The organism is Streptomyces aureus (genome assembly GCF_000725495.1).
Classification (GTDB): domain Bacteria; phylum Actinomycetota; class Actinomycetes; order Streptomycetales; family Streptomycetaceae; genus Streptomyces; species Streptomyces aureus_B.
This window is the reverse complement of record NZ_JNZD01000001.1, coordinates 386,752-400,991: the sequence shown is the minus strand read 5'-3', so window position 1 is coordinate 400,991 and position 14,240 is coordinate 386,752. Positions and strand designations below refer to the sequence as shown.

The 14,240-nt window shown below is 73.3% G+C and carries 13 protein-coding genes; 9 read left to right on the top strand and 4 right to left on the bottom strand.

What is annotated here, in order from left to right; genetic code table 11:
* The first annotated feature begins 1 nt into the window (after position 1).
* Entirely contained in the window at positions 2 to 631 is a 630-nt protein-coding gene (locus IO36_RS01805; RefSeq protein ID WP_078942944.1) for an ATP-binding protein, read from the top strand.
* 390 nt (positions 632 to 1,021) lie between these two features.
* Complete coding sequence (locus IO36_RS01800; protein WP_037615113.1) at positions 1,022 to 1,987, top strand: DUF5926 family protein; 966 nt, start codon at positions 1,022 to 1,024, stop codon at positions 1,985 to 1,987.
* Positions 1,988 to 2,219: 232 nt separating this feature from the next.
* Here IO36_RS01800 and IO36_RS01795 read toward each other — a convergent pair whose 3' ends face one another.
* The gene (locus tag IO36_RS01795) at positions 2,220 to 2,810 is read right to left on the bottom strand and encodes a hypothetical protein (RefSeq protein ID WP_245173083.1); all 591 of its coding nucleotides are present in this window, start codon (positions 2,808 to 2,810) and stop codon (positions 2,220 to 2,222) included.
* A 55-nt stretch (positions 2,811 to 2,865) separates the two neighbouring features.
* Positions 2,866 to 3,531, bottom strand: a complete 666-nt coding sequence (locus tag IO36_RS01790; protein ID WP_037615109.1) for a bifunctional DNA primase/polymerase — start codon at positions 3,529 to 3,531, stop codon at positions 2,866 to 2,868.
* A 482-nt stretch (positions 3,532 to 4,013) separates the two neighbouring features.
* Between IO36_RS01790 and IO36_RS01785 the strand changes: the two genes are divergently transcribed.
* The gene (locus IO36_RS01785; protein ID WP_078942943.1) at positions 4,014 to 5,525 is read left to right on the top strand and encodes a PP2C family protein-serine/threonine phosphatase; all 1,512 of its coding nucleotides are present in this window, start codon (positions 4,014 to 4,016) and stop codon (positions 5,523 to 5,525) included.
* 99 nt (positions 5,526 to 5,624) lie between these two features.
* Positions 5,625 to 7,112 carry an aminopeptidase P family protein gene (locus IO36_RS01780; protein ID WP_037615105.1) on the top strand — a complete coding sequence of 496 codons (1,488 nt, stop codon included), beginning with the start codon at positions 5,625 to 5,627 and terminating at the stop codon, positions 7,110 to 7,112.
* A 215-nt stretch (positions 7,113 to 7,327) separates the two neighbouring features.
* Here IO36_RS01780 and IO36_RS01775 read toward each other — a convergent pair whose 3' ends face one another.
* Positions 7,328 to 8,152, bottom strand: a complete 825-nt coding sequence (locus IO36_RS01775) for a triphosphoribosyl-dephospho-CoA synthase (protein ID WP_037615104.1) — start codon at positions 8,150 to 8,152, stop codon at positions 7,328 to 7,330.
* 205 nt (positions 8,153 to 8,357) lie between these two features.
* Entirely contained in the window at positions 8,358 to 8,813 is a 456-nt protein-coding gene (locus IO36_RS01770) for an ATP-binding protein (protein ID WP_037615102.1), read from the bottom strand.
* Positions 8,814 to 9,078: 265 nt separating this feature from the next.
* On the opposite strand from IO36_RS01770, the gene IO36_RS01765 reads away from it, so the two are divergent.
* The 5 genes from IO36_RS01765 to IO36_RS01745 all read left to right on the top strand — a co-directional run bounded on the left by IO36_RS01765 (position 9,079) and on the right by IO36_RS01745 (position 14,240).
* Entirely contained in the window at positions 9,079 to 9,927 is an 849-nt protein-coding gene (locus IO36_RS01765; RefSeq protein ID WP_037615101.1) for a hypothetical protein, read from the top strand.
* A 235-nt stretch (positions 9,928 to 10,162) separates the two neighbouring features.
* Positions 10,163 to 10,891 carry a YcnI family copper-binding membrane protein gene (locus tag IO36_RS01760; protein ID WP_037615100.1) on the top strand — a complete coding sequence of 243 codons (729 nt, stop codon included), beginning with the start codon at positions 10,163 to 10,165 and terminating at the stop codon, positions 10,889 to 10,891.
* Positions 10,892 to 11,090: 199 nt separating this feature from the next.
* On the top strand, positions 11,091 to 11,744 hold the full coding sequence (locus IO36_RS01755) for an SCO family protein (RefSeq protein WP_037615099.1): 654 nt from the start codon (positions 11,091 to 11,093) through the stop codon (positions 11,742 to 11,744).
* Positions 11,741 to 12,223 (top strand): copper chaperone PCu(A)C, encoded by a 483-nt coding sequence (locus tag IO36_RS01750; RefSeq protein WP_037615098.1) that lies wholly within the window; start codon positions 11,741 to 11,743, stop codon positions 12,221 to 12,223. Before IO36_RS01755 ends, IO36_RS01750 begins: the two co-directional genes overlap by 4 nt.
* A 13-nt stretch (positions 12,224 to 12,236) precedes the next feature.
* Complete coding sequence (locus IO36_RS01745) at positions 12,237 to 14,240, top strand: copper resistance CopC/CopD family protein (RefSeq protein WP_037615096.1); 2,004 nt, start codon at positions 12,237 to 12,239, stop codon at positions 14,238 to 14,240.

Genomic DNA, 14,240 nt, shown 5'->3' with positions numbered 1-14,240 from the left:
AGTGCGTCAGCAGACGTCGATTGGCCGGTTTCCGGTCCAGTCCAAAGGGGCATTCACACCGTGGCGTGGGGTGAAGGAGGTCTCGGGGGTGGCGTTGGTGGTGGCACAGGAGGTGCCCACGTCGTCGAGCATGGCCGTACCCCATGGCCCTGCGGGCGTGGGGGAAGCACGACACCGGATGCGCGATCAACTGCGCTCGGGGGGTGTGGCGGAAACGGTCGTCGACGACGCCGTGCTGATCCTTTCCGAACTGCTCAGCAACGCGTGCCGGCACGGCAGGCCCTTGGGGGACGCCCTCGCGGGCGACGGGAACGTGCGCGCGGCCTGGCGCGTCGATCCGTCGGGCCGGCTGACGGTCGAGGTGACGGACGGCGGCGGCCCGACCCGCCCCGTGCCCTCCACCCCCTCGGTCACCGCCCGGGGCGGCAGAGGGCTGAACATCATCACGGCGCTGGCCAAGGACTGGGGCGTCCGGGACGACATCCACGGCGAGGTCACGGTGTGGGTGGTCGTGCAAGAAGACGTGGAGACGGCGCACCGGCACGACGATTTCGCTACGCGCGTCGCGTCACCGAGGGTGTCCGCGCTCCCCGGCCTGGACTTCACGGACGTCTTCGACGACCTCGACTGAAGGGGGCCGGGCGCGGTCGGCGCCCTCGGTGGGCCGGTCGCGGTTCGGGCGTGTTCCGGGCGCGGGTCGGTCGCGGGCCGGCCAGGGTGCGGCGGTGTGCCGGGCGCGGGCGGGGTCTCGCATGCCGGTCGCGTGCCGATAGCGGGCGGGTCCAGGGCCGGCCGGAGTCCGGCGGTGTGCCGGGCTCGGGCGGGTCTCGCATCCGGGGCGCGGCGGGTCGCGTGCCGATCGCGGGTGGGTCGCGGGTGGGTCGTGTGCCGGGCGCGGCGCGCGGGCCGGGCGCGGGGACCTGGGCGACGCGGTGCGTTGTCCACAGGATCCCGTCGGTCCGGGTGCGAACGGCTAGGCTCGCGCCAGTACGAGACGAGCCGTGATCGGGAGACAGCCACGATGGCCAAGAAGCGACCGCAGACGAAGGCAGACCAGCCGCAGCTCAAGGACGGCGAGATCCCGGTCGTCGGCGCCCGCGAGCCCTGCCCCTGCGGCAGCGGCCGGCGCTACAAGGCCTGCCACGGCCGGGCCGCCGCGCACGCCGCGACCGAGCTGGTGCACCGCCCCTTCGAGGGCCTGCGGGGCGAGGGCGACTGGGTCGCGCTGCGTGAACTGGTGCCCGCCGCGACGGTCGAGCTGAAGCTCAAGGAGAGCCTGCCCGAGGGCGTCCCCTCGGTCACCCTCGCCACGGTCCTTCCGATGGCCTGGCCCGCGCTGCGCCGCGAGGACGGCTCGGTGCTGCTCGGCCTGCAGAACGACACGTCCTCCGGCGACATCAGCCGGGACCTGGCCGACACCCTCCAGCGCGCGCTGGTCGCCCCGCCCGGCACCCCGGTCGAGGGGCGGCGCGCCCCGGTCGGCGGTCCGCGGCTGCAGGACCTGCTCGACCCCGAGGGCCCCTTCGAGCCGGTCGTGCACACCGGCTTCGAGTTCTGGGTGCCGGACGCGGAGAACGCGTCGGCCGAGGTGAGCGCCTCGCTGGAGCGGGCCAACGCCGCCGCCATCCCGACCGTGAAGCTCGCCGGGGTCGACGCCGCCTACTGGTGCGAGACGCCGGAGAAGAACCACCTGCGCTGGGTCATGCCGTACGCCGAGGAGCAGCTTCTGGACGCTCTCGCGCGCCTGCACGCCGCGGGCCGTTCGAGCCTCGGCGAGGGCACGCGGCTGGTGGGCTCCTTCCGCGCCCACGGGCTCACGGTGCCGGTCTGGGACCTGCCGAGCGGTGTCACGGCGGACGACGTCGAGAAGCCCGCGACCGAGTTCGCCGAGCGCCTCGCCACCGCCCTGGCCACGGACGCGCCGCTGACGGCGGACGAGCGCCGTGCGCGCGGGGGGCTCACCAACCGCCAGGTGACCCTCAGCTGACCCACAGCGGACACACAGGACGGGAAACTGACCGACCAGTCAGCTGGCCAGGACCCCGGAAACGGGTGACTCCTGTCACAACTCCCCGTTGTGACAGGTAAATCCGTGTCCGAATAGCCGAGATCGAATTTGCGAACTGCCGATCTCTTGTTACCGTTCGAGTAGCCCGGTTGCTGGTGCATCCCCCGTCGCCAGCAACCGGGTCTTTCCATGTTCGGAATCCCGAACAATATCAATCGCCTTGGCCGCGAGCCGAGTTGCTTCCCGAACGCAGCATCAACGGGCCGTCGGCACTCCGCGCGAATTCCGCGACCGCCGAGTACGCCCCCGGATCACCGGCCGTGCGCTGCCGCGGTGTCTCGCACGCCCCGGGATCGTCCTGCGTGTCCACCGCGCAGTCCATCTGCACCGTGCGCCCGCCCGGACCCATCAGTGTGAGGGCGGAGCTCAGCGCGTCACCGGTCGCGTTGCGGTAATAGGTGCGCGCCCAGGTCCGGCCGCCCCGGGTCAGGACACAGGTCTGCGCCTCGACACCCTCGGGCGAGGAGAGCTCGGGTCCGCAGCGGGCGGCCGTGGCGGGTCCGGGGTCCGGCGGCGGGGGAGAACTCCGGGGTCCTGGCACCGGCGGTCCCCCGCCGGCCGGAGCCGTTTCGTCCCCCGCCGGGGAACCCCGCTCGCCCACCGTGCCGGCCGAGGCCACGGCCAGGGGCAGGGCGAGCACGAACACGACGGCCCCCGCCAGCGCCACGACGCGGGCCCTGCGGGGGTCCGGCCCGCCGGGCCACGGCGGCGCGGCCCGGTACCCCCCGGAATGACGCTGCATGGGCGGACGATAACGAGCGGGGGCGGGCGCGCGGACCGCCGCGCGCCGGACGCCCCTACAACTCGGGCGCGCTCACACCCGTACGAGTGAGGGCCTCGACGACCGCGTCCACCACGGCCTCCACGTCGGGCACCCAGGGGGCGGCCGAACCGGGCAGCGGAGCCCGCTCCCAGCGGATCTGCCCCTCGCCGGTCTCGGACGGCGGCAGCGCGATGTAGCCGCCGGTGCCGTGGAAGCGCAGGGAGCCGGGGACGAAGTCCTTGGCGTAGAGCAGTTCGCCCAGCTGCTCCATCGAGTAGGGGGCGACGAGGATCGCCCAGCGCGAGGGGGACGCGACGACCGGGCCGAGGCGCATGCCCGTGCGGTCGAGGGCGTCGAGCGCGCCGGCCGCGGCGACCGCGGGCAGGCTCACCGCGCACGGCGCGCCGCCCCCGGTGGCCAGCACGATGGGGGCCGTGGGCCGGTTGGTCCACCACCAGCGCACCATGCGCTCGTCCGTGGTGGCCGCGAGGAGGCCGGGGTCGAAGGGATGGGCGCCGGGCACCGAGCACTCCGGGTCGGGACAGCCGCAGCGGGCACGCCCCTGCGGGTCGGCCGCCACACCCGGGAGTACGGGCCACCGCCATGCGTCCGCGAACGTCAGGGCCGCGCCGAGCATCTCGGCCCTCCCGTCGGCTCGCCTGGACAGGAGCCTGCGTCGCCTTCCGAGGATCTCGCGCATGAGCGCTCGTTCCTTTCCGTTGCACGCCTGGCAACACCGAGGATCACATCACACCATGTGTCGATCACTTCACTGTGCGTACCTGCTGGCGCATCACACCCCTGCTGGAGGCAAGGGGAACCCCTCTGGGCCGAGCATGTGGCTGTGTCCGCGCCCATACCGCGTCCGTTCACAGCATGGGCATGGCGTGGGGTGGCGGCGCCTGGCGTTTTACGTCCCGCGATTTCCTAGCCGCCTCCGCCACGGGAGGATGGGGCACGGTCGTCGGTGGTTAAGACGCCCGGGTCCGTCGCCAGGTTCCGGGCGGATCTCAACCACCCCTGGCCTTCACCGAGTACGTACCCATCACGACCGCTGTGACGCTCCGTCGAACGAGGCCAGTCGACCTCAATAAGCCGTTGCCCGAGTCAGTTTTAAGCCAATTTTGATTTCCCGCAAGGGTTACCACCGGTCTCACGGACACCAGGAATCCCGGCAGGACAATGCTGGACATCCCCTCACGAGTACGTGTACATGTGGAGACACCGCTAGCGGCGCAGAACGACATGGGGGTTTGCGATGCTATTGAGCAATACGCACCGGTCGGAAAGCCGGTCGTCATGAACGCCCCTCACCTTCCGAAAGTGGCCGGAATCGATTCAACGGTTCCTTCGCCCGCACACACTGTCGCGCCGACGCCCGCGCCCGCGGACGCCTCCTCGGCCGCCCCGCCGGCCGGCCCCGGAGCCGCGCTCCAGGACCGCCTCGCGGGCTGGGTCTCGGACCTCACCACGCTCCACGAACTCACGGAGCGGCTCGCGCGCACCGCGACACTGAGCGACGCCCTGCAGGAACTGCTGCGCGCCGGAGCCGCCCTCGTCGGTGCCCGGCGCGGTCTGGTCGTCATGGAACCCGGCGACGGGCTGGGCCCGGACACCACGATCGGACTCGGCCTCGCCCGGGCCGACCTCGGCCACATCGAGACGGTGCCGCGCAGCTCCATGTCGTACGGCAGGATCCTGGACGGACTGCCCGGCGGCGAGGGCGAGATCACCGAGCCGGACCTCCTCTCGGAGGACGGGCTCGACCCGCGCCACCGCGAGGTCGCCGCCCGGCTCGGCTACGCCGCCAGCTACGCGCTGCCGCTGGCGACCGAGGCCGCCGGCCGCCTCGGCGCCGCCGTGTGGCTCTACGACGAACCCGCCGAGCCGGTCGAGCGCCAGCGCCATCTCGTCGGCCTCTACACCCGCTACGCCACGGAACACCTGGCCCGGCTGGTGGAACTCGAACGCGCGCGGGCCCGCGTCACGACGATCTCCGAGGAGCTGCTGCCCGCACGGCTGCCCCGAGTCGTCGGTGTCCAGCTCGCCGCCCGGCACCGCACCGGCCCGCGCGGCGGCGGCGACTGGTACGACGCACTGCCGCTGCCCGACGCCGCGCTCGGCCTCGCGGTCGGCTCCGTCACCGGCTCGGGTCCCAGCGCCGTCGCCGCCATGGGCCGGCTGCGCGCCTCCCTGCGCGCCTACGCCGTCATGGAGGGCGAGGACCCGGTCGCCGTGCTCTCCGACCTCGAACTGCTGCTGCGGCTGACCGAACCCGCGCGCTGCGCCACCGCCCTGTTCGCCTACTGCGAGCCCGCCCTGCGCAAGATCACGCTCGCCGGCGCCGGACACAGCCCGCCCCTGGTGATCGGCCCCCGGCGCACCGAGTTCGTGGAGACCTCCCTGTCCGCTCCGCTCGGCATGCTCGCCTGCTGGGAGGCGCCGAGCGTCGAGCTGACCGCCGAGCCCGGCGAGACCGTCCTGCTCTACACCGACGGTCTGCTGCACCGCACCGGCGATCCGATGGACCGCGCCTTCGCCCGGCTGCACGCCGCGGCGGCGAGCGTCCCCAGGGCGCTGCGCGAGGACCCCGGCGCGATCGCCGACCACGTGCTGCGCGGTGTCCTGCCGGACGGCCTGGACGAGGCGGACAGCGACGAGGACGTCGTCCTGCTGGCGGCCCGCTTCGAGTGAGAGGGCTCTCACCCGGTGTAATAGGTCTTCCGGCCCTGGGCCCCCTTCAGTACGACCGTACGATGGGGGAGGTCCAGAGTCGTATCAAGGAGGCAGACCGTGTCGGAGGCGCTCACCCCGGAGACCCCGGAAGCCGTACTCGACGAAGCCGCTGACGAAGCGGGCGAGGAAGAGCCCATCAAGCAGCGCAAGAACGGCCTGTACCCGGGCGTGTCCGACGAGCTCGCCGCGAGCATGAAGTCCGGCTGGGCCGACACCGAGCTGCGCGGCCTCGAGCCCGTCGCCCAGGCCGGCTACACCGCGGCCCGCCGCGCCGCGCTGTCCGCGCGCTTCCCGGGCGAGCGCCTGGTGATCCCGGCGGGCAACCTGAAGACCCGCTCGAACGACACGGAATACCCCTTCCGTGCCTCGGTCGAGTACGCCTACCTCACCGGCAACCTCACCGAGGACGGCGTCCTCGTGCTGGAGCCCGCCACCGAGGGCCACAAGGCGACGATCTACCTGCTGCCGCGCTCCAACCGCGAGAACGGCGAGTTCTGGCTGTCCGGGCAGGGCGAGCTGTGGGTCGGCCGCCGCCACTCCCTGGCCGAGGCCGAGCAGCTGTACGGCATCCCCGCCTCGGACGTCCGCGAGCTGCCCGCCGCGCTGAAGGAGGCCACCGGTCCGGTCCGTGTCGTGCGCGGCTACGACGCGGAGATCGAGGCCGCGCTGACCGACAAGGTCACCCGCGAGCGCGACGACGAGCTGCGCGTCTTCCTCTCCGAGGCACGGCTCGTCAAGGACGAGTTCGAGGCCGGCGAGCTGCAGAAGGCCGTCGACTCCACCGTGCGCGGCTTCGAGGACGTGGTGAAGGTCCTCGACAAGGCCGAGGCCACCAGCGAGCGCTACATCGAGGGCACCTTCTTCCTGCGCGCGCGGGTCGAGGGCAACGACATCGGCTACGGCTCGATCTGCGCCGCCGGCCCGCACGCGTGCACGCTGCACTGGGTGCGCAACGACGGCCCGGTCCGCTCCGGCGATCTGCTGCTGCTGGACGCGGGCGTGGAGACCCACACCCTCTACACCGCCGACGTCACCCGCACGCTGCCCGTCAACGGCACGTACACGGAGATCCAGAAGAAGATCTACGACGCGGTGTACGACGCCCAGGAGGCCGGCATCGCGGCCGTCCGTCCCGGCGCCAAGTACCGCGACTTCCACGACGCCGCGCAGCACGTGCTGGCCGAGCGGCTCGTCGAGTGGGGTCTTCTCGAAGGCCCGGTCGAGCGGGTCCTGGAGCTCGGTCTCCAGCGCCGCTGGACCCTGCACGGCACCGGCCACATGCTCGGCATGGACGTCCACGACTGCGCCGCCGCGCGCACCGAGACGTACGTCGAGGGCACGCTGGAGCCGGGCATGTGCCTGACCGTCGAGCCGGGCCTGTACTTCCAGGCGGACGATCTGACCGTGCCCGAGGAGTACCGCGGCATCGGCGTCCGCATCGAGGACGACCTCCTCGTCACCGAGGACGGCAACCGCAACCTCTCGGCCGGCCTGCCGCGCCGCTCGGACGAGGTCGAGGCCTGGATGGCGTCCCTCAAGGGCTGACGCGGGGCCCGCGAGGGCCGACACGCGACCGACGGCCGGGTTCCCTTCGGGGCCCGGCCGTCGGTGTGTCCGGGGACAGTGGCGGGTGGGGACATCGGTGTGCCCGGGGACGCCAAGCCCGGCAGGGTGTTGGGGCCCGCCTCAGGGGAGCCCCGGGAAACGGTGCCCGGGTCGGCGGGGAGATCCGGTCGGTGGCGGGCCGGCTCGGTGGGCCGTCAGGCGGGGGCGAGTGGGAGTGCGTCCACGAACAGCGCGCCCGCGAGCAGCGCCCCGCTGCCTCCGGGGCTCCAGCCGCGTGCGTGCAGATCGTCGTCCAGGGCGTCGAGGCCCGCACGCCCCTCCGGGGTGGCCGTGCCCCCCGCTTCGAGCACGCCCCGGGCGCCGGCCTGGACATGGCGCAGACCGTGAGGTCCGGCCGTGTACAGCAACTCGGTGTCCTGGAGCGTGGACATGACGGTCAGCAGGGCGTCGAGGCGGGCGCTGGGCTCGGGCGCCCCGGCCGAGCGGGCGGTCGCGAGCGCCTCCAACGCCCGCCGCACGTGCGGGAATCCGGCCCGCGCCTCACCGCGCGCGCCGGCCGCTCCGTACTGCGCGGAGACGGACGAGCCGCGGGAGGGCCGGCGCGGTGCCCGCCGGTCGGTGTGCGCGGCGATGCTCTTGGCGGTCGCGGTGACCTCGCTGCCGTGCGCCCCCGGGTCGAGTGCCGCCGCGGCGACCAGCAGCCCGAGGGCCCACAGGGCACCCCGGTGGCCGCCGCCGGTCAGGGCCACCGAGTGTTCGGTGCACCGGCCGATCGCGCCCAGTTCCGCGCGGAGTTCGGGTGTGGCCCGGCCGGTGCGGCGGGCGGCGGCGGCCATGGCCGCGAGGCCGGGGGCCAGTGCCCTGGCCGACCAGCGCAGCGAACACAGGTCCCGCCAGCTGGCCCGGGCACGCAGGTCACGAGGGTCCGGCAGCCCGGGTTTGGGGGTCAGCTCCAGCTGTCCGGTCAGCGCGGCCACGGCGGCCCCTGCCAGCGCCCGGTCGTCCTCGCGGCTGCTCATCGACGTACCCCTTCTCCCGAGGACGCCGGCGGGTGCGGGCACCGGAACCGGCTGCGGCCCTGTGCGAAGGGAACCTAGACGCGGCAGCCGTCAGGAACCTGGGCGGAGCCTGTCGCCGGGCTGTGAACCGGGGCGGGTCAGGACCGGGCAGGACCGGGCGGCACCCGTCGTACGGCCCGTCAGGCGGGAAGCGGCGTCCGGCCCATCAGGCGGGAAGCAGTGTGGGGACCGTCTTCCACTTGAGGATCTTGTCGAAGCTCACCACCGCGCCGCCGCGCCCCGGCCTGTTGCCGATGTGGACGTGGTCGGCGAGTTCACGGATCAGGCACAGGCCCCGCCCGTGCTCCGCGTCCTCGCCGGCCTGGCGCAGCGGGGGGCGGGCGCCGCCCGCCGGGAATCCGGGGCCGAAGTCGGTGACCTCGATGCGGCACTGGTCGCCGTCGAGATAGGCGGTCACCCGGTACGCCTCGCAGTCGGGGTCCCGTACGCCGTCCCCGCCGTGCTCGACGGCGTTGGCGCATGCCTCGGTGAGGGCGACCGAGAGGTCGTAGGAGATGTCCGGGTCGACGCCCGCGCTCTCCATCGTGCCGAGCAGCAGGCGCCTGGCGAGCGGAACACTCGCAGCCTCGCGCCGCAGATGGAGTGACCACCAGATGCTCATGCTCCAGCCTCCCGGCCGCGGCTCGACATACCGTTACGTATTGCCGCAACCACCCGTGCGCAATCGCATACGCGACGTGATGCCGCCCATACGGCCGACGCGCTCCCCCGGGGACGCGGTGTATGCGCGAGCGATCAAGCCTCCGACGAGGGCCGTTCGGCGGTATTCCGTTCGGCGTACTCCGGGCGGTGGACGGACCGGTCACAAGCCGTCAATCGGACCTGCCGCACGGGGTGTGGGGGCCCAGTGCGATGATGAGCCCGCCATGACTGCCCCCCACCAGCGTTCGGCGCACTCCGGAGCGGGCCTCCGGACCCTGAGGGCCGCGGTGTTCGCCGCGGTCTGCGTCGTGCTGGCCGCGGCCGGTCACGGAATCGCCTCCTGCACCACCGTCCCGCTGTGGACGCTGGGCGCGGGCTTCCTCGCGGTCTTCGCCGTCGCCGCGTCGCTGGCCGGCCGCGAACGCGCCCTGCCGGGCATCGTGGTGCTGCTCGCGCTCGGCCAGACGGTGCTGCACACGCTCTTCGGACTCGGTCTGGGGACCCGTACGGCGGCCACCGGCTCCATGGGTGCGATGGCGCCGGGGACGACGATGCCCGACGCCCTGCTCGTGGAGCGCGCCGCGCGTCTGGTGTGCGGTACGGCCGCGGCGGCGATCAGCCCCGCGCAGGCCATGAAGATCCTCACCGACGCGCGGATCGACACGTCGATGGCGGGGATGACGGGCATGACGTCGTCCATGCGCCATGGCGCGGACGCCCTGCCCACCGCGGGCGGCTCCGCGATGCCGGTGCTGCCCTCCGTTTCGATGCTGCTCGGCCACGTGCTCGCGGCCGTCGCCGCGGGATGGGTGCTGCGCCACGGCGATCTGGCCCTGCTGCGGCTCATGCGGCTGTCGGCGCAGGGAGTCACGGAAGCGGCGCTCGTCCGCTCGCTGCGCGCCGCGCTCACCCTCGTACGCGCCCTGCGTACGGGACTTCCCGGGGCGCCCGAGATCGCGCGCACTCCGCGCACCGCGCTCCTCGCGCCCCTCGCCCCCCGGACGACGGCGCTCCAGCACACCGTCGTCCGCCGCGGGCCGCCCGCCTCCACCGCGTTCGCCCTCGTCGCCTGACACGACGCGCCGCCGCACGGAAATCCACGGAACGCCCCGGGTCCCCGGAGTCCTCGCTCGCACGGACTCCACCGGCCCCGGTGGCTTCACGGGCCTTCCCGAAGGGGACGCGGTCGTGCCGCACACGCGCCTGCCCGCCGGGACTCCCCCGGGCACCGTCTCGCCCCGTCCACGGGACGCCGAGACGCACGCGCGTCCCCTTCGTCACCGGACTGAATGTGGAGTGTTTCCTTCCATGAAGGCTTCTCGTCTCGCCGCCGCCGGCACCGTCGCCGCCACGGCCGTTCTCGCCCTGTCCGCCCCCGCGTTCGCGCACGTCAGCGTGCAGCCCGAGGGCGCGGCCGCCAAGGGCGGCTACGCGGTCGTCGACTTCAAGGTGCCCAACGAGCGCGACAACGCCTCGACCACCCAGGTCGAGGTGAACCTCCCTCTCGACCACCCGCTCGCCTCCGTCATGCCGCAGCCGCTCGAGGGCTGGACCGTGAAGGTCACCAAGTCCAAGCTCGACAAGCCGGTCACCGCGCACGGCGAGAAGATCGGCGAAGCCGTCACCAAGGTGACCTGGACCGCCGACGGCAAGGGCATCGAGCCGGGCTTCTTCCAGAAGTTCCCGCTCTCCATCGGCGCGCTGCCCGAGGACACCGACTCCCTCGTCTTCAAGGCCGTCCAGACGTACTCCGACAAGGAGGTCGTCCGCTGGATCGAGCCGCAGAAGGAGGGCGCCGAGGAGCCCGAGCACCCGGCCCCGACGCTCGTGCTCACGGCCGCCGCCGAGGGAGGACACCACGGAGCAGCCGCCGCGGAGGACACCCACGCGGAGAAGACCGCCGAGCACACCGAGACGGCCTCCGCCGCGGACGGCAGCGACACCACCGCGCGTGTCCTCGGCGTCGTGGGCATCCTCGTCGGCCTGGCCGGCGTGGCCTACGGCGTCCTGGCCGGACGCCGGCGCACGACCGCCTGAGGCGCAGGCACACCGCTGAGGTACCGCTGAGGTACTGAGACACACACGCTCCCGGCAGGTACCGGAGGGTCGCGGACGCGGCTCCCCGGACCGGTCCGGGGCCGGTCCCGCACCGGCCCCGGACCGCGTCCGACGAGGCTCATCGGCCCCGTCCGGCCCCCGGTGCCCGCCGGAGCGCTCACATCTGGGACATTTTTCTATGCGCAAGAAGACGTACGCCGCGGCCGCGCTGCTCGCCGCCGCCGCCCTGACCCTCTCCGCCTGCGGCAGCGAGACCGGGAGCGGGACGCCGGTCGCCGACGTGTCGGCCGCGGCCGGCGCGGCCAAGGCAGCCACGGTCCTCGACAACCCCTTCACCAAGCCGGACCTCGTCCTCACCGACACGGCCGGCAAGAAGTACGACCTGCGCGCGGAGACCAAGGGCAGGCCGACCCTCGTCTACTTCGGCTACACCCACTGCCCCGACGTCTGCCCCCTGACGATGAACAACCTGGCCGTCGCCAAGAAGCAGCTGCCGAAGGCCGAGCAGGACAAGCTGCGCGTCGTGTTCGTCACCACCGACCCGGCCCGCGACACCCCCGCCGCGCTCGGCGCCTGGCTCAAGGGCATCGACTCCGACTTCGTCGGCCTCACCGGTGACTTCGCCGCCATCCAGGCCGGCGCCCGCAGCCTCGGCATCACCATCGAGCCGACGACCAAGGACAAGAACGGCAAGACCGTCTCCGTCCACGGCACCCAGGTCATCGCCTTCTCCCCGAAGACCGACGCGGGCTACGTGCTCTACGGCGAGAGCGCCACCGTCGGCGACTACACCAAGGACCTCCCCAAGATCGTCGAGGGCAGGACCCCGTGAGCCGCCGCACGGGCCGCGCGGGACTCCTCACCGCCTGCTCCCTCGTCCTGGCCGCCGCGGGCACCCTCACGGCCTGCGGCGACGGCGGCTCCCCGTCGTCCCCGGCCGCCCCCGAACTCAAGGTCACCGGCGCCTACATGCCCGCCCCGAGCATGGCCACGATGGCCGCCGGCTTCTTCACCGTCACCAACTCCGGCGGCGCCGACACCCTCACCTCGGTCACCAGCGGCCTCGCGGACGACGTGACGATGCACGCGACCGTGGACGGCGCGATGGAGGAGCGGACGTCCTTCGCCGTCCCCGCCGACGGCACCCTCACCTTCGCCAGCGGCGGCAACCACCTCATGTTCGAAAAGCTCACCCACAAGCCCGGACAGGGCGAGAAGGTGTCCGTGGAACTGCACTTCGCCAAGTCCGGCACGGTCAGGATCTCCATGCCCGTGAAGCCCGCGACCTACGACCCGAAGACCGGACGCTGAGGGAGGCATCACCGTGACACCGACCATCGCTCCCCGCCTCAGGACCCTCCTGCTGCTGTTCCTCGCCGTCACCGGCGCGCTCCTCGCGGGCGCCGCGCCCGCCTCCGCGCACGCCGCGCTGACCGGGAGCAACCCGACGCAGGGATCGGTGGTCGGCAAGGCACCCGAACAGGTCTCGCTCACCTTCTCCGAACAGGTCTCGCTGAACGACGACTCGCTCCAGGTCCTCGACCCCAAGGGCGGGCGGGTCGACGCCGGCGGCGCGAGCGACCTGGGCGGCGACACCTACGGACTGAAGCTGCGCCCCGGGCTGCCCGACGGCACCTACACCGTCACCTACCAGGTGGTTTCCGCGGACAGCCACCCCGTCGCGGGCGCCTTCACCTTCTCCATCGGCGCCCCCTCGGGGACCTCCGTCGCCCTGTCCGGCCAGGCGGCGGGCGGCGGCGTGGTCGGCTTCCTCTACGGAGCCGGGCGGTACTTCTCCTACGCGGGCTTCATCGTGCTCGTCGGCGGCGCCGCCTTCGTCCTGGCCTGCTGGCAGCGGGGCGCCGGCATTCGGCCCCTCCAGCGCCTCGTCGTCGGCGGCTGGCTCACGCTGACCGCCGCCACCCTCGCCCTGCTGCTCCTGCGCGGCTCGTACGTGGGCTCCGGCAAGGTCGGCGACATCTTCGACCTGAACCTGCTCGGCGAGGTGCTGCAGACCAAGTCGGGCGCCGCCCTGGTGTCGAGGCTGCTGCTGCTCGCCGCGGCGGCGCTGTTCATCGCCGTGCTCTTCGGCGCGTACGCCCGGCGCGACGAGGACGAGCGGGAGGCCGGAAGCCCGGAGACGGGCGCCGAGGACGAGATCACGGAAGCCGGGGTCGCGGAGGCCGAGGTCACGGCCGCTCAGGGCCCCGGCGCCGAGGACGGCTCCGAGGCCGCTCACCTGGCCGCGGAGAAGAACGACCTCACCTTCGGACTCGCCGTCGGCGGAGCCGTCGTCGCGGCCGGTCTCGCCGCCACCTGGGCCATGGCCGAGCACGCCTCGACCGGCCTCCAGCCCGGCATCGCGATGCCCGTCGACGTCCTGCACCTGCTGGCCGTCGCCACCTGGCTCGGCGGTCTGGCCGCCCTCGTGACGGCCCTGTTCCGGGCTCCCGCGGACACCCCGATCGAGGCGAGCGCCGTACGCCGGTTCTCCCGCCTCGCTTTCGGCTCCGTCCTCGTCCTGGTCGGGACCGGGATCTACCAGTCCTGGCGCCAGCTCGGCTCCTGGTCCGCGCTCACCGGCACCTCGTACGGCCGGCTGCTGCTCGTCAAGATCGGCCTGGTGGCCGTCCTCGTGGGCATCGCGTGGATCTCCCGGCGCTGGACGGGCCGGCTGGCCGAGACCGCCGCTCCCGAAGCCGCCGTCGTCGTGGAGCAGCGCTCCGCGGTGCGGACACCCGCCACCGTCCCGGCCGACTCCCGACGCGCCGCCCAGCTCGCCCGGCAGCAGGCCGCCCTGGACTCCACCCGCGACAAGCGGGTCCGTGACGCCGACCCGCACCGCTCGGGCCTGCGGCGCTCGGTACTCGCCGAGGCCGGGGTCGCCGTCGTGCTGCTCGCGGTCACCACCGCGCTGACGGCCACCGAACCGGGACGCACCGCGGAGGCCGCCCGGCAGGCCACCGCGGCCGCCTCGCAGCGCTCCGGCCCGCTGTCCCTCAAGATGCCGTTCGACACCGGCGGCGAGGACGGCAAGGGCACGGTGGAGGTCACCCTCGACCCGGCCCGTGTCGGCGGCAACCAGATGCACGTGTTCGTCCTCCGGCCCAACGGCAAGGCCTTCGACGTCCCCGAGGTCAAGGTCGCCTTCACCCTCACCGCGAAGAACGTCGGACCGCTGCCCGTGACCCCCGACCGGGTCGCCACGGGGCACTGGGCGGCGAGCGGTGTGCAGATCCCCATGGCGGGCCAGTGGAAGATCGCGGTGACCGTGCGCACCTCCGACATCGACCAGGCCACCGTGTACAAGAACGCGCAGATCGGCTGA

Excerpts from the sequence above, each read along its gene's own strand:
- IO36_RS01800 (WP_037615113.1), top strand. The coding sequence starts at position 1,022 with ATGGCCAAGAAGCGACCGCAGACGAAGGCAGACCAGCCGCAGCTCAAG.
- IO36_RS01795 (WP_245173083.1), bottom strand. The coding sequence starts at position 2,810 with ATGCAGCGTCATTCCGGGGGGTACCGGGCCGCGCCGCCGTGGCCCGGC.
- IO36_RS01790 (WP_037615109.1), bottom strand. The coding sequence starts at position 3,531 with ATGCGCGAGATCCTCGGAAGGCGACGCAGGCTCCTGTCCAGGCGAGCC.
- IO36_RS01785 (WP_078942943.1), top strand. The coding sequence starts at position 4,014 with ATGCTGGACATCCCCTCACGAGTACGTGTACATGTGGAGACACCGCTA.
- IO36_RS01775 (WP_037615104.1), bottom strand. The coding sequence starts at position 8,152 with ATGAGCAGCCGCGAGGACGACCGGGCGCTGGCAGGGGCCGCCGTGGCC.
- IO36_RS01770 (WP_037615102.1), bottom strand. The coding sequence starts at position 8,813 with ATGAGCATCTGGTGGTCACTCCATCTGCGGCGCGAGGCTGCGAGTGTT.
- IO36_RS01765 (WP_037615101.1), top strand. The coding sequence starts at position 9,079 with ATGACTGCCCCCCACCAGCGTTCGGCGCACTCCGGAGCGGGCCTCCGG.
- IO36_RS01760 (WP_037615100.1), top strand. The coding sequence starts at position 10,163 with ATGAAGGCTTCTCGTCTCGCCGCCGCCGGCACCGTCGCCGCCACGGCC.
- IO36_RS01755 (WP_037615099.1), top strand. The coding sequence starts at position 11,091 with ATGCGCAAGAAGACGTACGCCGCGGCCGCGCTGCTCGCCGCCGCCGCC.